We start from the raw sequence: 19,002 nt of genomic DNA, 5'->3' as shown, positions 1-19,002 counted from the left end.
TTCACCCACCCTACGCAGGCTGCTTATCCAGGCGCCGAGGAAGGCACCAGGGAAAAGCTCAGTCGCTGTTCTTCTGATAGATGATCTTGCGGCTACCACCTGCACAAGTGCCGACCACCATGTTGGGGTCCTTGACCTCGTCGTTGGCGACGATCTCCAGGGTGTAGCTGGTGACGCCGGCAGCCTGCACCTTGACCTCGATTTCGCGCTTGAGCTCCTCGCAGGGCTTGGGCGCGGCCAGCGCGGTGCCACTCAGCAGGCCCAGCACCAGCACTAGCCATACATTTTTCATCGCACCTGTCCTTTTGTTGACGATTGGTTATGCATTTGACGAGTCAATCCGCCAGCAAGTTCTAGCCGTCCGCCGCCAGGGCGGCCAACGCCTGGTTGCGTTGCTCCAAAGGCAACTCACCCAAGCGCGCGGCACGGGCATAGAAGGCCGGCCAGGCGCCATCGGCCTGCCGAAACAAGGCTGCAAACGCCGGCACCCACTGGTCGTAGAGGCCGAAGGGCAGCAGCTTGGCGTTGTTCAGCGGGGCCTCGACCCAGGCGTCGTAACGACGGTCGCCGGCCCATTCACGATCACGCAACTGACGATAGTCGCGGCGCAGGCGCTCGAACTCGGCGACCTTGCCCGTGCGTTTCTGCTCATCGCTCACGGGGCTGGCATACAGGCTTTCCAGGCGCGCGCGGCTGGCCAGCACCAGTGCGGTGAACTGCTGGCGCTGGCGTTGCTGGCGCTCATCCTGCTCCGGCAGGCCACGGCTGGCTCGCCACTGGCGCAGCCCCTGCTGCTCGACGAAGCTGGCGAAGGATTCGTTGAACGCGCTGTCGTCGGCCACATACACACGTTGATGAGCCAGCTCATGGAAGATCACCGCGGCCAGGCGCTCGTCGTCCCAGCGCAGCATGGTGTTGAGGAGCGGGTCGGCGAACCAGCCCAGGGTGGAATAGGCCTCGATGCCGGCCACATAGGTATCCAGCCCCTCTTCACGCAGCAGCGCGGCGGCGCCACGCGCCCGGCCCTGGACATAGAAGCCTCGATAGGCCACGCAGCCGGCAACGGGGAAGCAATGGGTCAACGGCGCCAGCGACAGCTCCGGCGTGGCGAACACATTCCACACCACATAGGGTCGACCGAGGTCGGCGTACAGGCGGTAGCTGTGGTTGTCCGGCAGGGCCAGGCGAGCGCTGGCGAACTCACGCGCCTGCTGGGCGAGGGCCAGGCGCCGCTTGAGGGCCGGATCGCGCCGGGGATCGGCCAGCACCCGGCTGACCGGCTCACGCGCCTGCAGCAGGGCGAGTTGGCCGCGACCGAGCTGGGCGTAGTAGTCCAGCGACGCGCAACCGCTCAGCAGCAGGCCGAGCAGCAGGGGAACCGAGCGCCGCAGCGCGCGGTCGAGTAAGGCAACGACAAAGGGTGGCGGCATGGCTCTGAGCCTATTGCATCGCCCCCGCCTCGCGCCACCGCCACGGAGTCCCGCCATGCACCGCTTGATGCTCAGCAGCCTGCCCGTCCTACTCGCCGGCTGCTCCCTGCTGCCCCGTCACGATCCCGGCCAGGCCTGGGTCAACCTCAGCAGCGCCGAGCACGAACAGCTGCAAGCGCTGCAGGTGGATGAAAAGCCCCTCGACGATGACCGCTTCTTCCAGGTCAGCCCCGGGCAGCACGAGTTGCAGGTGCGCTTCCAGTTCGAGGTCGACCCCAGCAATATCGGCCCACAGAGCGAAGCACTGCCACGCACCTGCCTGCTGACCATCGACTATGCCGACTTCGCCGCCGGCGGCACCTATCGCCTAGAGGCCGACAGCTTCGGTTTCCGCCCGCTGGTACAGCTCTACGACGCCCAGGGCCGCAAGCTTGCGCGGGGCCGCGAGGGGCGCTGCGGCGAGGTGTGAACGGCGCTATGCTGGGCACACCTGTACCTCGCCCGGGTCCCTGCCATGCGCCACCTTCTGCTGCTCCTCAGCCTGTTCGGCCTGGTTGCCTGCGCCAGCCCGTTGCCCAAACCGGATGCGCAAAAGGCCTGGGTCGATGTGCAGGGCACCCCATCTGCCCTGCTGATGGCCCATACCCTGGATGGCCTCGACCTGCGCGACGGGCGCTTCTTCCAGGTGCCGCCCGGCAAGCATGAGCTGGTGGCGCGCCTGCAGTTCGAAGTGGGCTACCTCGGTGGGGGCGACCTGGGCGGGGGCCCGAAGCAGATCACCTGCTACCTGCGGGTGCGCTACGACAACTTCGTTGCCGGCCAGCGCTATCGCCTGGAAGGCCGCCCGCAGCTGATGAAAGCCCAGGGCTGGCTGTATGACGACCAGCGCAACATCCTCGCCAGGGCTACCGTGCAGCGCTGCGGGAGCTTCTAGCCCCTCAGTTGTCCAGCGACGCCTGCAGGGTGATGTCGGCATTCAGCAGCTTGGACACCGGACACCCGGTCTTGGCCGCCTGCACCGCTTCCTCGAACTTGCTGCGATCGGCACCCGGAATGCGCGCCTTGAGGGTCAGGTGCACGGCGGTGATGGTGAAGCCGCTCGCGTCCTTCTCCAACACCACCTGGGCCTCGGTGTCGATGCTCTCGGCGGTCATGCCCGCCTCACCCAGTAGCTTGGACAGGGCCATGGAGAAACAACCGGCATGGGCCGCGCCGATCAGCTCTTCGGGGTTGGTCCCCGGCTGGTCCTCGAAACGGGTATTGAAGCCATAGGGGTTGGCCTTGAGGGCACCACTCTCGGTGGAGATGGTGCCCTTGCCGTCCTTGATGCCGCCTTGCCAGTGGGCGGATGCGCTTTTCTTGATCGACATGGCGATGCTCCTCTCGGGTGGGTGTTGTAGTTGAGAGGAGCCGAGGGTCTACAAAGTTCGTACCGTCTAACCGCGCAATCCGGCGACGATTTCGAAGCTGCGCAAGCGATGCTCCAACTGGTACAGGTCGCAGGTGAAGATCAGCTCGTCGGCGCCGGTCTGCTCCAGCAGCACCTCCAGGCGCGCACGAATCTTCTCCGGGCCACCGATCACCGCCAGGCCGAGGAAATCACCGACCGCCTGCTGCTCGTGGGGCTGCCAGCGCCCGGCCATGGATTCCACCGGCGGACGCATCACCAGGCTTTGCCCACGCATCAGCGCAAGCACCCGCTGGTAGGCGCTGGTGGCGAGGAATTCGGCTTCCTCGTCGGTCGGCGCGGCAATCAGCGGCACGCCGATCATCGCGTAGGGTTTGTCGAGCACGGCCGAGGGCTGGAAGTTGTCGCGGTAGATGCGCAGCGCCTGGTGCAGGTAGCGCGGCGCGAAGTGCGAGGCGAAGGCATAGGGCAGGCCTTTCTGCGCCGCCAGTTGGGCGCTGAACAGGCTGGAGCCAAGCAGCCAGATCGGCACGTTGCTGCCGGCGCCCGGCATGGCGATCACCTGCTGGCCGGGCTGGCGCGGGCCGAGCAGGGCCTGCAGCTCTTCGACATCCAGGGGGAAATCATCGGCGCTGCCCAGGCGATCACGGCGCAGAGCGCGGGCGGTCTGTTGGTCGGCCCCCGGTGCGCGGCCCAGGCCCAGCTCGATGCGCCCCGGATAGAGCGCGTCGAGGGTGCCGAACTGCTCGGCCACCACCAGCGGCGCGTGGTTGGGCAACATGATCCCGCCGGAGCCCAGGCGCAGGGTGCTGGTGCCGGCAGCCAGGTAGCCGAGCAGCACGGCGGTAGCCGAACTGGCGATGCCATCCATGTTGTGGTGCTCGGCCACCCACAGGCGCGAGAAGCCCAGGCGTTCGGCATGCTGGGCCAGCGCCAGGGAGCGCTGCAGGGCCTGGGCCGGGCTGTGGTCGTCGTCGCGCATGGGCGCCAGGTCGAGGATGGAAAGCGGGGTAGTGGCCAGTCGCGTCATGGGACCTCCTGAGGTTCGTCTCTCCTATGTGGGGCCACGCGAGCGAAAGGCAATCCTGACCAGGCAAACAAATTGTCCGCCGACACCCATGAAAAAGCCGGCACGTGGCCGGCTTGTTCATTCCCGGGGTTCGACCCCGCGCGATCAGCCGCGCTGGTAGACGATCTCCTTGGCGCCCGCTTCGCAGCTGCCGACCACGGTCTTGTCGGTCGCGCTGCCCTTGTCGACCACTTCCAGGCTGTAGGACACGACGCCCTTGTCCTTGAGCTTGGCGTCGATTTCAGCCTTCAGTTCGTCGCAGGGCTTACCCGCCGCCAGGGCCGAACCAGCCAGGGAAAACACGGCAACAGCCAGCATCAGTCGTTTCATCGTTACGCTCCTTCGCATCTCTGCAGTGATTGAGGTTTAAACAACACAAGGCAGGTTCATCCCACGCAATGGGCGCGCACGAGCAACCTTCGCGCCCAGGCAACGCCCACCGGCTTAACTATCGCTGACGCGGAAACCGACTTTCAGCGTGACCTGAAAGTGGCCGACCTTGCCGTCGACGATATGCCCGCGGGTTTCCGTCACTTCGAACCATTCCAGGTTGCGGATGGACTTGGCCGCTTCGGCCAGGGCGTTGTTGATCGCGTCCTCGATACTGGTTTTCGAGGAACCAACGAGTTCGACTTTCTTGTAGGTGTGGTGATCGGACATTGCAGTTCTCCCAAGGGCTGAACAGGTGCCTCATGGAGTTGAGTCCCGCCAGCGAACGTTAAAGTTCAGATTAGTCGCACTTGGCCTGCATGGTTGCCGGGCGTTGTATCGGAACGGTAAGATGAGAATAATTAGCATTCATTATCGAGACGCCCAGCCGTGTCCAGCCCCACGACCAGCAAGCTGGGATTCTTCTTCAGCGACCACCACCGCTGGCTCCTGCAACATATCCAGCGCCGCCTGCGCAACCGCGCCGACGCCGAGGACACTGCTGCCGAGACCTTCTGCCAGATGCTCGCCGCGCACGTCGACCCGGACAGCATCGAGCAGCCCCGCGCCTACCTGTCGACCATCGCCCGCCGGCTGATCTTCGATCGCCATCGGCGGCGCCAGCTGGAACTCGCTTACCTCGAACGCCTGGGCAACCTGCCCGAAGCGCTGGCGCCATCGCCGGAAGAAATCGCCCTGCTGGTCGAAGCCCTCAGCGCCATCGACCGTAGCCTCGCCGGCTTGCCGCTGGCGGTGAAGAAGGCCTTCCTCTACAGCCAGCTCGATGGCTTCAGCTACGTGGAAATCGGCCGTCGCCTGGGCGTCTCCGAACGCACCGTGAGCCGCTACATGACCCAGGCCCTGCAACAGTGCTACCTGACCGGGATGCAGCCATGAGTCAGATCGCCCTGAGCCGCGCCAGCCAGGAAGCCATCGACTGGATGGTGCGCCTGCGCGCCGCCACGCCCGATGCCCAGCTGCTGGCACGTTTCGAATCCTGGCTGGCCAGCGACCCGGCCCATGACCTGGCCTGGCGCCAGCTGCAGCAGGGTCTCGGCAGCCACTACGAAACCCTGCGCGGCTTCGAGCGACGCGCGCCAGGCCAGGCGCGCGAGGTGTTGTTGCAGCCTACCCCCTCGCGCCGCGAAGTCTTGCGCGGCCTGGTTGGCCTCGGCTTGTTCGGCGGCGGCCTGTGGCTGGCGGCACGCAGCCAACCCGGCCAGGCGCTGCTCGCCGACCTGCACACCGGCACCGGCGAGCGGCGGGTCTACAGCCTGGCCGATGGCAGCCAGCTCAACCTGAATGCCGGCAGCGCGGTCGATCTCGATTTCAGCGCCAGCCAGCGCCTGCTGCGCCTGCGCCAGGGCGAGCTGGTGGTGCAGGTCGCCGCCGACCCGAACCGGCCCTTTATCGTGCGCAGCGCCCAGGGTGACGTGCGCGCCCTCGGCACGCGCTTCCTGGTGCGCCAGGAAGACCAGGCCACCCGCGTGCTGGTACTCGAACACTCGGTGCGACTCAGCCTGCCCAATGGCGCCAGCCATGATCTGCAGGAAGGCGAGGCGGCGCTGTTGCAGGCACACCATATCGAGCCGCTGGGCCGTGGCGAGCAGCACCGTGCCGATTGGCTGCAAGGCCAGCTGAGCGTGCTCGACGAACCGCTGGATGCGGTGATCGAGGCCCTGCGCCCGTACCGCTCCGGGCTGATTCGCGTCGCCCCGGACGTCCGCTCATTGCGCGTGCAGGGGGTGTTCCCGCTGGATCAGCCCGAGCGCGCGCTGACCGCCCTGGGCGAAACCCTGCCGATCCGCATCAGCCATTACGGGCCGTGGCTGACCCTGATCGATGCACAGGACTGACGCGCAACGTAGGCGGGCCCGCGTGCGCTTCACTGCCTTCAAAAAGAATTTATGAAAATTATTCTCATCCGTGTCCGGTTTTCATCTTTCGTCCCACCTATCTCCTGACAACACCATTCTCATCAGGAGCATCCCGTGCCCAAACCCTGGCCCCGCGCCCTAGCCATCGCCATCGCGCTCGCCACTGCCGGCCCGTTCGGCTACGCCCATAGCGAACCCGCCACCCAGCAGCAGACCCTGCGCTTCGACCTGCCCGCCGCCAGCCTGGCCGAGACCCTCAACGCCATCGCCCGCCAGAGCGGCCAGGTGGTGTCGCTGGAGCCGGTACTGGTGCGCGGCAAGCAGGCGCCGGCCATTCGCGGCGAGCTCACCGCCGGTCAGGCCCTGCAACAGGCCCTCGAAGGCAGCGGCCTGGAACTGCGGGTAACCGAGAGCGGCAATTTCAGCGTGCAGCCCGCCGTCGACGGCAACGGCGCCCTGGAACTGGGTGCCACCAGCGTCAATGCCGACCTGCAAGGCGCTACCACCGAGGGCAGCGGCTCCTACGCTGCCCGGGCGGTGACCATCGGCAAGGGCACGCATACGCTCAAGGAAATCCCCCAGTCGGTCACGGTGATGACCCGCCAGCAGCTGGACGATCAAGATCTGGTCGACCTCAAGGACGCGGTCAATCAGACCACCGGCATCGTGGGGTTACAGGGCGTCGGCAAGGGCATGATCCTTTCCTCGCGCGGCTTCCAGATCGACGCCTGGCAGTACGATGGCGTACCCATTCCTCGCAACACCTATGCGCTGGGTAACTGGGCGACCCAGGACCTGATCTTCTTTGATCGCCTGGAAGTGTTGCGCGGCGCATCCGGCCTGCTGCAGGGCACCGGCAGCCCTGGCGGCGCCGTCAACATGGTGCGCAAACGCGGCCAGAGTGCACCGACCGTCGCCCTAACCGGCAAGGCCGGCTCGTGGGATCACTACGGCCTGCAGCTGGACGCCGGTGGCCCGCTGAACCAGGCCGGCACCATCCGCGGCCGCCTCGTCGCCGACGAAGACCAGAGCAAGTCCTTCATCGACTACGAGTGGAGCAAGACCCACTCGCTGTACGGCGCGCTCGACATCGACCTGCGCGATGACACCACCCTGGGCCTGGCGATCAGTCGATCGGATGGCGAGTCACGCCCGACCATCCGCGGCCTGCCGCGCTACGCCGACGGCTCGATGCCTGACATTTCGCGTTCGACCTATGCAGGCGCGCACTGGAACCATTCGGAAATTGACGTCACCACGGTCTACGCCGACCTCGAACATCGCTTCAACGACGACTGGGCCTTCAAGGTCGGTGCCTTGCGCATGACTGAAGACAACACGTCGAAACAGCAACGATTGTCGACCGTCGGTTACGGGCTGGAAGCAGATGGCAGCGGTGCCGAATATGACGACTGGGTGACCGATTTCGATTCGACCAAGCTCGGCCTCGACATGAACCTCACCGGCACATTCGAAGCCTTGTCGATGCAGCAAGAAGTCACCTTGGGCGGCAACTACTCCAAGATGACCACTGACGATCGCTACGCACGCACCTTTAACCCCACCAGCGACACCATCTTCGACATCGACCATAACCGCCCGGAAGTCAGCTACGAAGGCCTGCTCAATACCGCCGGCGGGCGGGGCTACATGAGCGAGTACGATATCCGTCAGAAAGGCCTGTACGGCAGTTGGCGGATCAAGCCGGTCGACGACCTGACCCTGGTACTGGGTTCGCGTGTCAGCTGGTATGACTACAGCTATGAATCCCGCAACCAGTTCGCCTTCAGCAACGTCGTGAACGTCAGCGAACCCAGCACGGCGAACGAAACCGGCGAGGTCACACCCTACGCCGGTATCGTCTACGACCTGACCCGCGAGTGGGCGGTCTACGCCAGCTACACCGACGTGTTCGAGCCGCAGACTGTCCGCGATGCCAGTGGCTCGATGCTCGAGCCGGTGATCGGCACCAACTACGAAATCGGCCTCAAGGGTGAGCTGCTGGATGGACGGGTCAACACTTCCCTAGCCTTCTTCCGCTACGACCAGGAAAACCGTTCGGTGAACGACCTGGCCGCCGGCTACGCCTGTGATGGCTGGTACTGCTCGAAGGCCGCGGGTGAAGTGCGCAGCCAAGGTATCGAGGCAGAAATCAGCGGAGAAGTGATCGACAACTTGCAGCTGTTCGCCGGCTACACCTACAACACTACCAAGTACCTGGAAGACCCGACCAACGAAGGCAGCGTGTTCAGCACCTGGACGCCGAAACACATGCTGCGCGTGTGGGGTAACTATCAGTTCACCGGCGATTTGAGCCGCCTCAGCACAGGCCTGGGCCTTACGACACAAAGCCACACGCTGGGTTACGAGCGTACTTATGACGTCCCAGGCTATACCGTATGGAACGCACGGGTCGGCTACCAGTTGACGCCGGAAATCGGCTTGGCAGTGAACGCCAACAACCTGTTCGACAAGAAGTACATTGCCGCCGGGTACAACCAACTTGATGGCAACAACAACTTCGGCGACCCACGCAACCTGATGTTCAGCGTCAAGTACACGCCGGATCTTTAAGCCGATCGGCTGGCAGGTGCCTAGCGCTTGCCGGCCTCACCCGCCCCTTCCAGCTCCTGGCGCAGCCATTGCGCCAGGCGCTCGGCACGGCCATCGCGGTTACGCCCCGGCACCCACAACGCCAGCCGCGCGTCGGTTTCGACAAAGCCCCAAGGCGCCAACAGGCGACCGGCCGCCAGGTCATCGGCGACCAGTTGCTGTGGCGCAATGGCCACGCCGAGGCCGGCGGCCGCTGCTTCCAGCAGGTAATACAGGTGCTCGAAGCCCTGGCCGAGCTGCAACTGGCGCGCATCCAGGCCATGGGCCTGCGCCCACTGCGGCCAGGCCTGCGGGCGTGACACGGTGTGCAACAGGGGCTCGCCAAGCAGGGCGCTGGCCGGTGCCTGCGCCAATTCGGCATGGCGAACGTAGCGCGGGCTGAGAACCGCACCGATGTGCTCGGCGGCCAGCTCGAACACCTGCATGTCCGCCGGCCAGGGCGGCGCGGCGAAACACAGGGTGGCATCCACGCCAGGGCGGCGCGGATCGAGTTCGCCTTCACTGGTCGAGAGTTGCAGGCGCAGCTCGGGTAGCTCGCGGTTGAGCCGGTCCAGACGCGGGATGAACCAGCGCGCCAGCAGGCTGCCGGGGCAACCGAGGACGAAGGGCGCATCCGCGGTCTGCCGCTTGAGCTCGGCGCAGGTGCTGCGCAAACGCTCGAACGCCTCACCCGCCGCCTCGCGTAGACGAACCCCGGCATCGGTGAGTTTTACGCCGCGACCATCCTTGCTGAACAAGGCGACCCCAAGCTGCTCTTCGAGCAAGCGGATCTGCCGGCTCACGGCACCGTGGGTGACGCTCAGCTCATCCGCGGCCTGGCTGACGCTCTGCAGGCGAGCAGCCGCCTCGAAGGCGCGCAGGGCATTCAGCGGGGGCAGTTCTCGGCTCATGTTATCCGTGAGTTTTCCTGACGTGTTACGGCAATCTAATCGCTTTTCCCGCGAGCGGCCAGGGGTAGAATGGCGCCATCGTCGTTATCGACCCTCATCGCTACTCCTCACCCAGGCCCTTCGGGTGAGACCACGCAGGAGCTCTGCCATGACCTCACTTCGCACCGGCCCCGACGCCAACGGCCTGTTCGGCTCGTTCGGCGGCCAATACGTCGCCGAAACCCTGATGCCGCTGATCCACGACCTCGCCGCCGAGTACAACAAGGCCAAGGTCGACCCGGAATTCATCAAGGAGCTGGCCTACTTCCAGCGCGACTACGTCGGCCGCCCGAGCCCGCTGTATTTCGCCGAGCGCCTGACCGAGCACTGCGGCGGCGCCAAGATCTACCTCAAGCGCGAAGAGCTGAACCACACCGGCGCGCACAAGATCAACAACTGCATCGGCCAGATCCTCCTGGCCAAGCGCATGGGCAAGAAACGCATCATCGCCGAGACCGGCGCCGGCATGCACGGCGTGGCCACCGCCACCGTGGCCGCGCGCTTCGGCATGGAATGCGTGATCTTCATGGGCACCACCGACATCGATCGCCAGCAGGCCAACGTGTTCCGCATGAAGCTGCTGGGCGCCACCGTGATCCCGGTAGTCGCCGGCACCGGCACCCTGAAAGACGCGATGAACGAAGCCCTGCGCGACTGGGTGACCAACGTACACAACACCTTCTACCTGATCGGCACCGTAGCCGGCCCGCACCCGTACCCGGAGCTGGTGCGCGACTTCCAGGCAGTGATCGGCAAGGAAACCCGCGAGCAGATGCAGGCCCAGGAAGGCCGCCTGCCCGACAGCCTGGTGGCCTGCATCGGCGGCGGCTCCAACGCCATGGGCCTGTTCCACCCCTTCCTCGACGATAAATCCGTACAGATCATCGGCGTCGAAGCGGCCGGCCACGGCATCGAGACCGGCAAGCACGCCGCCAGCCTGAACGGCGGCGTACCGGGCGTGCTGCACGGTAACCGCACCTTCCTGCTGCAGGACGACGACGGCCAGATCATCGACGCCCACTCGATCTCCGCCGGTCTCGACTACCCCGGCATCGGCCCGGAACACGCCTGGCTGCACGACATCGGCCGCGTCGAGTACACCTCGGTGACCGACGACGAAGCCCTCGCCGCGTTCCACCAATGCTGCCGCCTGGAAGGCATCATCCCGGCCCTGGAAAGCGCCCACGCCCTGGCCGAAGTGTTCAAGCGCGCGCCGACCCTGCCCAAGGATCACCTGATGGTGGTCAACCTGTCCGGCCGTGGCGACAAGGATATGCAGACCGTCATGCACCACCTCGACCTGTCCAAATCGGAGAACAACTGATGAGCCGTTTGCAAAGCCGATTTGCCGAGCTGAAACAGCAGAACCGTGCCGCCCTGGTGACCTTCATCACCGCCGGCGACCCCAACTACGACGCCTCGCTGGCGATCCTCAAGGGCCTGCCGGACGCCGGCGCCGATGTGATCGAACTGGGCATGCCGTTCACCGACCCGATGGCCGACGGCCCGGCCATCCAGCTGGCCAACATCCGCGCCCTGGGCGCCAAGCAGAACTTGGCGAAAACCCTGCAGATGGTCCGCGAGTTCCGTGCCGGTAATCAGACCACCCCGCTGGTGCTGATGGGCTACTTCAACCCGATCCACTACTACGGCGTGCCGCGCTTCATCGCCGACGCGAAAGAAGCCGGCGTGGATGGCCTGATCGTGGTCGACCTGCCGCCGGAACATAACGTCGACCTGTGCGACCCGGCCCAGGCCGCCGGCCTCGACTTCATCCGCCTGACCACCCCGACCACCGACGACCAGCGCCTGCCCACCGTACTCAACGGCAGCTCGGGCTTCGTCTATTACGTCTCGGTGGCCGGCGTCACCGGTTCCGGCTCGGCCACCATCGAGCACGTCGAAGAAGCGGTAGCCCGCCTGCGCCGCCACACCGACCTGCCGATCAGCATCGGCTTCGGCATCCGCACCCCGGAACACGCGGCGACCATCGCCCGCCTGGCCGACGGCGTGGTCGTCGGCTCGGCACTGATCGACCAGATCGCCAACGCCGAGAATGACGATGCTGCGGTCAAAGGCGTGCTCAACCTGTGCAGCCAGCTGGCCGAAGGGGTTCGCGGCGCGCGCCGCTGAATTCGCTGTGCCAGGAAAAAGCCGCCCTCGGGCGGCTTTTTCGTTGGCTATGTACCCGTTACGTGTTGCTTGATCGGGCGAGTTGCTACCTGAATCCAGTAGTCGCCTGCTCCCTGGATTCCCGCCTGCGCGGGAATGACGGTTTTCTGCAGGGACGTCCCCTTTGCCTCGTCATCCCCGCGCAGGCGGGGATCCAGAGAGACTACGCGCCGATGCAACACGTAACGGGGACAGAGCCTTTTGATTTTCGTCTCAGCCGCGGCTGCTGACCAAGCGCAGCACCTGCCAGTAACTCAGCGGCTCTGGCGTCAGGCCGCGCTCACGCAGCAAGGCATGCAGCTGCGGCAGGCGGAAGAAGGGCACCGAAGCCATCAGGTGGTGCTCGATGTGATAGTTGACCCGGATCGGCGCGACGAAAGCGCGGGCCAGCCAGCCGGCACGCGTGGTGCGAGTGTTGCGCAGGGTGTCGCGGCTGGGCTCCAGGCAGGCGTGTTCGGCCATCGAGCGGATGCGGATGAACAGCGGGAAGGGCGTGACGTAGGCCAACGCCCAGACGCCGTACAGCCAGGCGTGGCCGCAGGCCCAGAAGGCGGCCAACAGCAGGCCGTTGGTGATCAGCATGCCGGCGGCGTTGCCGAGGAAGGTCAGCGGGTAGTCCCACCAGCGACGACCGGCCTGGGGCAGGCGCTGGACATCGTTGGCCACCGTCCACTTGATAACGCCGGCATCCATCAGCACGCGGCCCAGCACGAACTTGGCCCCGGTCACGCCGAACAGATCACGGGCCAGCTTGCGCAGCAGCGAGCGGCGCGTGGTCGGGAAGCCGGACACCAAGGACAGATCCGGGTCGTCCGTGGTGGAGGTCTTGGCGTGGTGCACCAGGTGGTAGGGGCGGTACTTGTGCAGCTCGTTCCACACCGGGCGCGCACACAACCAGTCGGCCAGCACGTCGTTGCCCCACTTGCTCTTGAACAGGGTGCCGTGGGCCGCATCGTGCTGCAGGATGGCCAGGCACAACTGGCGCCCACCGATGATCGCCAGGCCGAGCAACAACGTGATGGCAAAGACCCACGCCGGCAAACTCTCGCGTGCCCAAGCCAGGGCGGCGAAGGTCAGGGCCAGTACGGCCCAGGTCGAGAACACGGCCCAGGCTCCGCGCCAGTCGGAACGCTGGGTCAGGGCCTTAATTTCATCGCGGCTAAGGATGTCGGCAATGCGGGTGCGGGTCTCGGACATGGCGGGACGCTCGTTGTTGAAGTCGTTCCGATTGCAGCATCCGCTAAGGCACATTGCAGGCGTCGGAGGCGACTGAATGCACTGCGATTCGGCCAAAGCGGCTTGAACCATCGCCTCTTCAGGCAGCAGGCCGGTACCGAGGCCAATGAGATCATCTGGATGATGGTGCAATTGCCAAGCCTTGGCATGGCCCCCACACTCATGCAGAAACCCGATATAGGCGAGAAGATAATTGTCTCGGAGTCACAAATGAAGACGACCCTGGATGAACTGCTCGCCCTCACCCACGTGGTCGATGGCGGCTCCATCACTGCCGCTGCCGAGCAGCTGGGGCAGACCGCCTCCGGCATCAGCCGCGCGCTCAGTCGCCTGGAGGACAAGCTTGAAGTCACCCTGCTGCGCCGTACCACCCGGCGTCTGGAGCTGACCGAGGAGGGCGCGGCCTTTCTCGTCCAGGCGCGGCGCATCCTCGCCAGCGTCGAAGAGGCCGAGGAGCAGATGGCCCTGCGCCGCCAGCTGCCGGCCGGGCGCTTGCGGGTGAATGCCGCCTCGCCGTTCATGCTGCATGTCCTGGTGCCCCTGGTTGCCGGTTTCCGCCAGCGCTTCCCGCAGATTGAGCTGGAGCTGAACAGCAACGACCAGATCATCGACCTGCTGGAGCAGCGCACTGACCTGGCCATCCGCATCGGTACCCTGCGCGACTCCAGCCTGCATGCGCGGCCGCTCGGCAGCAGCCGCATCCGCGTGCTGGCCAGCCCGGTCTACCTGGCTGAACGCGGCACGCCAGGCACCGTGGCGGAGCTGGAGCAACACAGCCTGCTCGGCTTCACCCAGCCCGACAGCCTCAACCAGTGGCCGCTGCGCCATGCCCTCGGCGACCACCTGGCGATTGCCCCCACGCTCAAGGCCTCCAGCGGCGAGACCCTGCGCCAACTGGCCCTCGGTGGTGCCGGCATCGTCTGCCTGTCGGACTTCATGACCGCCGCCGATCGCGCCAGCGGCGCCCTGGTCGAGGTGCTCACGCAGCAAACCCTGGAAGTGCGCCAACCGATCAACGCCGTCTACTACCGCAACACCGCGCTGGCCTCGCGCATCCTCTGCTTCCTCGATTACCTGAGCGAATGCCTGGCGCAGGAAGCCTGGCTGAGCTGAGGCGCCGACCCTTCTACAACGCAGGTTGCACCCGCCCTACGGGGCAACGGCACGGCGGCTGCAAAGCAGCGTACGCTGCCGCGCGCTTGGCTTTGTGAAATTTATCGTGTATTTATTCATGAACTTTCTAATAAGAAATTTCATGAGGCTTTCATGTTCAAGCAGTCCGCGCAGCATATCGGGACCTACTACGCCGCCACCTATGGCAACATTCCGCTGCGCCCGCGCCTGGAAGGCCGTGTAGACAGCCAGATCCTGATCATCGGTGGCGGCTTCAGTGGCCTGCATACCGCGCTGCGCCTGGCCCTGGCCGGCAAGAAGGTGGTGCTGCTGGAAGCCAGTCGCCTGGCCTGGGCCGCTTCCGGGCGCAACGGTGGCCAGGCGCTGCCGGGCTGGTCCTGCGATATGCCGCCGTTCGAGAAGGCCCTCGGCCTGGAGCGCGCACGCACGCTGTGGGACAGCATGGTCTGGGCCGCCGAGGAAATGCGCGAGCTGCCACAGCGCCATGGCTTCGACATCGACTACCGCACCGGCGCGATCTACACCGCCGTGTTGCCGCGCCGGGTGCGCCAGCTGCAGGACAGCCTCGAAGAAGCCACCGAGAAATACGGCTACCAGCAGCTGAGCTTCATCCCCAAGCAGGACCTGCCGCAGTGGATCGCCAGCCCGCGCTACCTGGCCGCCCTGCATGATGCCGGTGCCGCCCACCTCAACCCGCTGAAGCTGGCCCACGGCCTGGCCAACGCTATCGAGGCCGCCGGCGGGCAGATCTTCGAGCAGAGCAAGGTGCTCGACTACCGCGAGACCGACGCCGGCTTCGTCGCCCGTACCGAACAGGGCGAGGTGCATGGCGATGTACTGGTGCTGGCCTGCAATGCCTACATCGACCGCCTCGACCGCACGCTGTCCAAGCGCCTGCTGCCGGTCGGCTCCTACCAGGTGGCCACCGCGCCGCTGGACCCGGAGCTGGCGCGCTCGCTGTTCCCGCGCGGCACCTGCGCCATCGACAACCAGTTCGTCCCCGACTACTTCCGCGTCACCCCGGACAACCGCCTGCTGTTCGGCGGCGGCTGCACCTACCTGGGCGGCATCCCGGCGGACGTGCCGGCAGCCACCCGGCCGTACCTGGAGCGGGTCTTCCCGCAACTGCGCGGCGTACAGATCGACCACGGCTGGGGCGGCCATATCGACTGCACCATGCACCGCACTCCGGACGTCGGCCGCCAGGGCCACAAGTTCTGGCTGCAGGGTTTCTCCGGCCACGGCATCCTGCCGACCCTGGCCGCCGCTCGCGCGGTGAGCGATGCGATCCTTGGCGACGAGCATCTGCTGGGTCTGTACCAGGGCCTGAGCAACCCGAGCTTCCCCGGCGGCGACCTGCTGGCCGCGCCGATCGAGGCGGTGGGCAAGGCCTGGTACCGGCTGCGCGATGTGATCTGATGGCAGATGAATGCTCGCGTAGGGTGGAAAACCGCGCAGCGTTTTCCACCAAAGCCGGTGGATGAAAAAAGCGTCATCCACCCTACAAGAGTCCAACGACAAGACAGGAACACCCGATGGACAAGCAGGACGAAATCGAAGGGCTGGCGATCCTGGTGCGCGATCTGCGCAAGCACAAGAACGTCACCCTCAATGAACTGGCCGAGCGCATCGGCCGTTCGGTGGGCTTCCTGTCCCAGGTCGAGCGCGGCCTGTCGCGCCCGACCGTGGCCGACCTCACCGCCATCAGCGAAGCGCTGGGCGTGCCCACCACCTATTTCTACAACCCCGGCCACCCGCGTGCCGTGCGCTGGGTGACCCGCCCGGACGAGCGGCGCACCCTCTACTACGCCGGGGGCATCACCGATGTGCTGGCCTCGCCGGGCATGGCCGGTGGTTTCGCCATGCTCGAGAGCTTTCTCGAACCCGGTGCCAGCAGCGGCGAAGGGCACCTGAACGACAGCTCGGAGCAGGGCGGTTTCGTCCTCGAGGGCGAACTGACCGTGTGGTATGGCGACGCCGCCGAAGCGGTCACCCTCGGCCCGCGCGACAGCTTCCAGCTGCCGCCGCACGCGCAGTTCCGCTACGCCAATCTTTCCGATTTCCCCACAAGAGTGCTCTGGGTCTTCACCTGATCCGCGCAGATAGCCGCCATGACAACAACAACGAAATTCCCCGACCTGCTCAGTGAAGTCCGCGCCTTTCGCGCTCAGTACCCTGATGTGCGCTACGTCGAGCTGATCTGCCTGGATATCCCCGGACACTTCTACGGCAAACGCTACCCGGTCGAAATGCTGGAAAAAGTCGCAGCCGGCGGCCCGCTGAAAGTGCCGCAGAACTGCGTGCTGCTCGGCGCCCAGGGCGGCCTGCACCCGATTGGCGACTACTGCTTCAACGACGGCGACCCGGACGCGCCACGCCGGCTGATCCCCGGCACGCTCAAGCCGGTGCGCTGGGAGAAGCAGCCCATGGGGCAGATGTTGATCAGCTCCGACGGCACCGAGGCACCGATCGAATTCGAACCGCGCGAAGTGCTGGCCCGCGTGCTCAAGCGCCTGCAGGCCCGTGGCATCCGCCCGGTGGTGGCCTTCGAGCTGGAGTTCTACCTGTTCGACCGCAAACTGGAAAACGGCCTGCCGCAGTTCCCCCGCGACCCGCTGACCGGCGACGCCGACGACCAGCCGAACATGCACATCGAGCGCCTGACGCGTTTCTCCGAAGTGCTCCACGACATGGTCGGAACCGCCCAGGAGCAGGGCGTGGAAGCCAACGTGATCACCGCTGAACTAGGCCCCGGCCAGTTCGAGATCAACTTCGCCCACTGCGAGGACGGCCTGCAGGCCGCCGACTGGGCCGCGCTGTTCACCCGCAGCACCCGTGGCGTGGCCATGCAGCACGGCTACCGCGCCAGCTTCATGAGCAAACCCTACCTGCAGGCGCCGGGCAGCGGCATGCACGTGCATGTCAGCCTGTACGACGAGGCCGGCAACAACCTGCTCGATGGCGACGGCCAGCGTCCGCTGCGCCACGCCGTGGCCGGCTGCCTGGAGCTGCTGCCGCACTGCATGCCGATCTTCGCCGCCAACCACAACGCCTTCCGCCGCTACGGCGCCATGGTCAACTCGGCGAGCAAGGCCAGCTGGGGTTTCGAAGACCGCGATGCGTGCATCCGCATCCCCGAGTCGGACGGCAAGAACCTGCGCATCGAACACCGCCTGGCCGGCGCCGACGCCAACCCCTACCTGGTGCTGGCAGCCATCCTCAGCGGCATGGAGCACGGCCTGGACCAGGCCCGCGAGCCGATCCCCTCGCTCAACGAAGACCGCAGCAGCGGCATCGACTTCCCCAAGGACATGCTCACCGCCGTGGCGGCGATGGCGTCCCACGAGGTGGTCAGGGACAAGCTCGGCAGCGAATTCGTCTTCGTCTACGGCGAGAACAAGCGCCAGGACCACCTGGACTTCCTCAACGAAGTCAGCGCGCGGGAATATCGCTGGTTCCTGTAAACGCCGCTGGGCGGCGCAATTGATCGGCTTGCGGCCAGCTGATAAGTTGCGCTCCAGGCCGGTGTAGCTCAGTCGGTAGAGCAGCGCACTCGTAACGCGAAGGTCGCAGGTTCGATTCCTGTCTCCGGCACCAAGACATCAAGTTTGTGAGCGTGGAGGATGCGGTGAAAAGCACAGCTCCGCACTCCCATCCTGTGGCACGGTAAATCCAGCCCACAAAAAAGCCCGGCTCTAGCCGGGCTTTTTTATACGGGTTACACCCGCTTACTGCGAAGCCTGCATGGTGCGCGCGCGCTCCTGCTGGCGTTGTTTCTTGTACGCAAGGGCCGCCGGGGCCACCGGCTGGACACGACCGGTCTCGACCCACTTCTTAAGGCGGCTGGCGTCGGCCATGTGGGTGTACTTGCCGAAGGCATCCAGCACCACGAAGGCCACCGGCTTGCCGCCCATCTGAGTGCGCATCACCAGGCAATGGCCGGCGGCGTTGGTGAAGCCGGTCTTGGTCAGCTGGATGCTCCAGTTGGGCTTGTGCACCAGGCCGTTGGTGTTGCGAAAGCCCAGGCTGTAGCTCGGCTTGGCGAATTGCTGGACATGCTCGCGGGTGCTGCTGAACTGGCCGATCAGCGGGTACTGGCCGGCGGCCTTGATCAGCTTGACCAGGTCGTTGGCGGTGGAGACGTTGCCCTCGGACAGGCCCGTGGGGTCGCGGTAGCGGGTGCGCGTCATGCCCAGGGCGCGGGCCTTGGCGTTCATCGCCGTGATGAAGGCCGGCACGCCGCCCGGATAATGCTGTGCCAGGCTGGAGGCGGCGCGGTTCTCCGAACTCATCAGGGTCAGCAGGAGCATGTCACGACGGCTCAACTGGCTGCCCAGGCGTACGCGCGAGTAGATGCCGCGCATTTCCGGTACGTCCTTGATCACGATCGGCAGTTGCTGGTCCAGCGGCAGCTTGGCATCGAGAGTGACCATGGCGGTCATCAGCTTGGTCACCGAGGCGATCGGCACCTGCAGGTCGGGGTTGCTGGAATAGAGCACCTGGTTGGTGTTCAGGTCGACCAGCAGGGCGCTACCGGAGGCCAGTTCCTGGGTCTTGGCCGCCGCCTGCAGGGCAGGGGTGGCAACGAGGGTCAGGCAGGCCAGCAGCAGGCCGGCAAGGGGAAAGGCTCTTTTCACGAGTACGGTCCGCGCAGATCAATGTGGTGCCTGGGCGGTCCGTGCCGGCGAGTGGCGAAAGTATAAGT

At 65.7% G+C, this 19,002-nt stretch carries 20 protein-coding genes and 1 tRNA gene; 12 read left to right on the top strand and 9 right to left on the bottom strand.

The window, feature by feature from the left end; all coding sequences use genetic code 11:
* Positions 1-58: 58 nt before the first annotated feature.
* Complete coding sequence (locus H3H51_RS04835; protein WP_183087870.1) at positions 59-292, bottom strand: DUF1161 domain-containing protein; 234 nt, start codon at positions 290-292, stop codon at positions 59-61.
* 61 nt (positions 293-353) lie between these two features.
* Positions 354-1,430 (bottom strand): aminopeptidase, encoded by a 1,077-nt coding sequence (locus H3H51_RS04830; protein ID WP_183087869.1) that lies wholly within the window; start codon positions 1,428-1,430, stop codon positions 354-356.
* A gap of 55 nt (positions 1,431-1,485) precedes the next feature.
* Here H3H51_RS04830 and H3H51_RS04825 point away from each other — a divergent pair, with 55 nt between their 5' ends.
* The gene (locus H3H51_RS04825) at positions 1,486-1,899 is read left to right on the top strand and encodes a PA0061/PA0062 family lipoprotein (RefSeq protein ID WP_183087868.1); all 414 of its coding nucleotides are present in this window, start codon (positions 1,486-1,488) and stop codon (positions 1,897-1,899) included.
* 45 nt (positions 1,900-1,944) lie between these two features.
* Complete coding sequence (locus H3H51_RS04820) at positions 1,945-2,364, top strand: PA0061/PA0062 family lipoprotein (RefSeq protein WP_183087867.1); 420 nt, start codon at positions 1,945-1,947, stop codon at positions 2,362-2,364.
* Between the two features lie 4 nt (positions 2,365-2,368).
* On the opposite strand, the gene H3H51_RS04815 is transcribed toward H3H51_RS04820, so the two are convergent.
* From H3H51_RS04815 to H3H51_RS04800, 4 genes are all read right to left on the bottom strand, one after another.
* Positions 2,369-2,794, bottom strand: coding sequence for an OsmC family protein (locus H3H51_RS04815; protein WP_328803625.1), 426 nt, complete (start codon positions 2,792-2,794; stop codon positions 2,369-2,371).
* Between the two features lie 72 nt (positions 2,795-2,866).
* Complete coding sequence (locus tag H3H51_RS04810; protein WP_183087865.1) at positions 2,867-3,868, bottom strand: LLM class flavin-dependent oxidoreductase; 1,002 nt, start codon at positions 3,866-3,868, stop codon at positions 2,867-2,869.
* A 144-nt stretch (positions 3,869-4,012) separates the two neighbouring features.
* On the bottom strand, positions 4,013-4,237 hold the full coding sequence (locus H3H51_RS04805) for a DUF1161 domain-containing protein (protein WP_183087864.1): 225 nt from the start codon (positions 4,235-4,237) through the stop codon (positions 4,013-4,015).
* A 114-nt stretch (positions 4,238-4,351) separates the two neighbouring features.
* Positions 4,352-4,567: a dodecin gene (locus tag H3H51_RS04800; RefSeq protein WP_183087863.1), complete on the bottom strand. Its 216-nt coding sequence runs from the start codon at positions 4,565-4,567 to the stop codon at positions 4,352-4,354.
* Positions 4,568-4,726: 159 nt separating this feature from the next.
* On the opposite strand from H3H51_RS04800, the gene H3H51_RS04795 reads away from it, so the two are divergent.
* From H3H51_RS04795 to H3H51_RS04785, 3 genes are all read left to right on the top strand, one after another.
* A complete protein-coding gene (locus tag H3H51_RS04795; RefSeq protein WP_183087862.1) occupies positions 4,727-5,233 on the top strand; it encodes a sigma-70 family RNA polymerase sigma factor in 507 nt (168 codons plus the stop codon).
* The gene (locus tag H3H51_RS04790; protein ID WP_183087861.1) at positions 5,230-6,192 is read left to right on the top strand and encodes a FecR family protein; all 963 of its coding nucleotides are present in this window, start codon (positions 5,230-5,232) and stop codon (positions 6,190-6,192) included. The genes H3H51_RS04795 and H3H51_RS04790 overlap by 4 nt, the downstream gene beginning before the upstream one ends.
* 135 nt (positions 6,193-6,327) lie before the next feature.
* Positions 6,328-8,787, top strand: a complete 2,460-nt coding sequence (locus H3H51_RS04785) for a TonB-dependent siderophore receptor (RefSeq protein WP_183087860.1) — start codon at positions 6,328-6,330, stop codon at positions 8,785-8,787.
* Positions 8,788-8,807: 20 nt separating this feature from the next.
* Here H3H51_RS04785 and H3H51_RS04780 read toward each other — a convergent pair whose 3' ends face one another.
* On the bottom strand, positions 8,808-9,716 hold the full coding sequence (locus H3H51_RS04780) for a LysR family transcriptional regulator (RefSeq protein WP_183087859.1): 909 nt from the start codon (positions 9,714-9,716) through the stop codon (positions 8,808-8,810).
* A gap of 148 nt (positions 9,717-9,864) precedes the next feature.
* On the opposite strand from H3H51_RS04780, the gene trpB reads away from it, so the two are divergent.
* Both trpB and trpA read left to right on the top strand, forming a co-directional pair.
* Positions 9,865-11,079 carry a tryptophan synthase subunit beta gene (gene trpB / locus H3H51_RS04775; protein WP_183087858.1) on the top strand — a complete coding sequence of 405 codons (1,215 nt, stop codon included), beginning with the start codon at positions 9,865-9,867 and terminating at the stop codon, positions 11,077-11,079.
* On the top strand, positions 11,079-11,888 hold the full coding sequence (trpA, locus tag H3H51_RS04770) for a tryptophan synthase subunit alpha (RefSeq protein ID WP_183087857.1): 810 nt from the start codon (positions 11,079-11,081) through the stop codon (positions 11,886-11,888). The genes trpB and trpA overlap by 1 nt, the downstream gene beginning before the upstream one ends.
* A 252-nt stretch (positions 11,889-12,140) precedes the next feature.
* Here the strand turns inward: trpA and H3H51_RS04765 are convergent, their stop codons facing one another.
* Positions 12,141-13,124: a fatty acid desaturase family protein gene (locus H3H51_RS04765; protein ID WP_183087856.1), complete on the bottom strand. Its 984-nt coding sequence runs from the start codon at positions 13,122-13,124 to the stop codon at positions 12,141-12,143.
* Positions 13,125-13,373: 249 nt separating this feature from the next.
* Here H3H51_RS04765 and H3H51_RS04760 point away from each other — a divergent pair, with 249 nt between their 5' ends.
* From H3H51_RS04760 to H3H51_RS04740, 5 genes are all read left to right on the top strand, one after another.
* A complete protein-coding gene (locus H3H51_RS04760; protein ID WP_183087855.1) occupies positions 13,374-14,276 on the top strand; it encodes a LysR substrate-binding domain-containing protein in 903 nt (300 codons plus the stop codon).
* 153 nt (positions 14,277-14,429) lie between these two features.
* Complete coding sequence (locus H3H51_RS04755; RefSeq protein ID WP_183087854.1) at positions 14,430-15,716, top strand: NAD(P)/FAD-dependent oxidoreductase; 1,287 nt, start codon at positions 14,430-14,432, stop codon at positions 15,714-15,716.
* Between the two features lie 116 nt (positions 15,717-15,832).
* The gene (locus tag H3H51_RS04750; RefSeq protein WP_183087853.1) at positions 15,833-16,390 is read left to right on the top strand and encodes a helix-turn-helix domain-containing protein; all 558 of its coding nucleotides are present in this window, start codon (positions 15,833-15,835) and stop codon (positions 16,388-16,390) included.
* Between the two features lie 18 nt (positions 16,391-16,408).
* Positions 16,409-17,761 (top strand): glutamine synthetase family protein, encoded by a 1,353-nt coding sequence (locus tag H3H51_RS04745; RefSeq protein ID WP_183087852.1) that lies wholly within the window; start codon positions 16,409-16,411, stop codon positions 17,759-17,761.
* A 57-nt stretch (positions 17,762-17,818) separates the two neighbouring features.
* Positions 17,819-17,894 (top strand) — tRNA-Thr (locus tag H3H51_RS04740).
* 131 nt (positions 17,895-18,025) lie between these two features.
* Here H3H51_RS04740 and pbpG read toward each other — a convergent pair.
* Entirely contained in the window at positions 18,026-18,934 is a 909-nt protein-coding gene (gene pbpG, locus H3H51_RS04735) for a D-alanyl-D-alanine endopeptidase (RefSeq protein WP_183087851.1), read from the bottom strand.
* Between the last annotated feature and the right edge of the window lie 68 nt (positions 18,935-19,002).

This window comes from Aquipseudomonas ullengensis, assembly GCF_014174475.1.
Taxonomy (GTDB): Bacteria; Pseudomonadota; Gammaproteobacteria; order Pseudomonadales; family Pseudomonadaceae; genus Aquipseudomonas; species Aquipseudomonas ullengensis.
Note: the sequence above shows the minus strand (reverse complement) of the source record. Positions and strands in the feature narration are given on the sequence as shown.

Coding starts and splice junctions, on each gene's coding strand:
- H3H51_RS04760 (WP_183087855.1), top strand. CDS start 13,374: ATGAAGACGACCCTGGATGAACTGCTCGCCCTCACCCACGTGGTCGAT.
- H3H51_RS04830 (WP_183087869.1), bottom strand. CDS start 1,430: ATGCCGCCACCCTTTGTCGTTGCCTTACTCGACCGCGCGCTGCGGCGC.
- H3H51_RS04825 (WP_183087868.1), top strand. CDS start 1,486: ATGCACCGCTTGATGCTCAGCAGCCTGCCCGTCCTACTCGCCGGCTGC.
- H3H51_RS04755 (WP_183087854.1), top strand. CDS start 14,430: ATGTTCAAGCAGTCCGCGCAGCATATCGGGACCTACTACGCCGCCACC.
- H3H51_RS04820 (WP_183087867.1), top strand. CDS start 1,945: ATGCGCCACCTTCTGCTGCTCCTCAGCCTGTTCGGCCTGGTTGCCTGC.
- H3H51_RS04810 (WP_183087865.1), bottom strand. CDS start 3,868: ATGACGCGACTGGCCACTACCCCGCTTTCCATCCTCGACCTGGCGCCC.
- H3H51_RS04780 (WP_183087859.1), bottom strand. CDS start 9,716: ATGAGCCGAGAACTGCCCCCGCTGAATGCCCTGCGCGCCTTCGAGGCG.
- H3H51_RS04835 (WP_183087870.1), bottom strand. CDS start 292: ATGAAAAATGTATGGCTAGTGCTGGTGCTGGGCCTGCTGAGTGGCACC.
- H3H51_RS04745 (WP_183087852.1), top strand. CDS start 16,409: ATGACAACAACAACGAAATTCCCCGACCTGCTCAGTGAAGTCCGCGCC.
- trpB (WP_183087858.1), top strand. CDS start 9,865: ATGACCTCACTTCGCACCGGCCCCGACGCCAACGGCCTGTTCGGCTCG.
- H3H51_RS04750 (WP_183087853.1), top strand. CDS start 15,833: ATGGACAAGCAGGACGAAATCGAAGGGCTGGCGATCCTGGTGCGCGAT.
- H3H51_RS04800 (WP_183087863.1), bottom strand. CDS start 4,567: ATGTCCGATCACCACACCTACAAGAAAGTCGAACTCGTTGGTTCCTCG.
- H3H51_RS04805 (WP_183087864.1), bottom strand. CDS start 4,237: ATGAAACGACTGATGCTGGCTGTTGCCGTGTTTTCCCTGGCTGGTTCG.
- H3H51_RS04765 (WP_183087856.1), bottom strand. CDS start 13,124: ATGTCCGAGACCCGCACCCGCATTGCCGACATCCTTAGCCGCGATGAA.
- trpA (WP_183087857.1), top strand. CDS start 11,079: ATGAGCCGTTTGCAAAGCCGATTTGCCGAGCTGAAACAGCAGAACCGT.
- H3H51_RS04790 (WP_183087861.1), top strand. CDS start 5,230: ATGAGTCAGATCGCCCTGAGCCGCGCCAGCCAGGAAGCCATCGACTGG.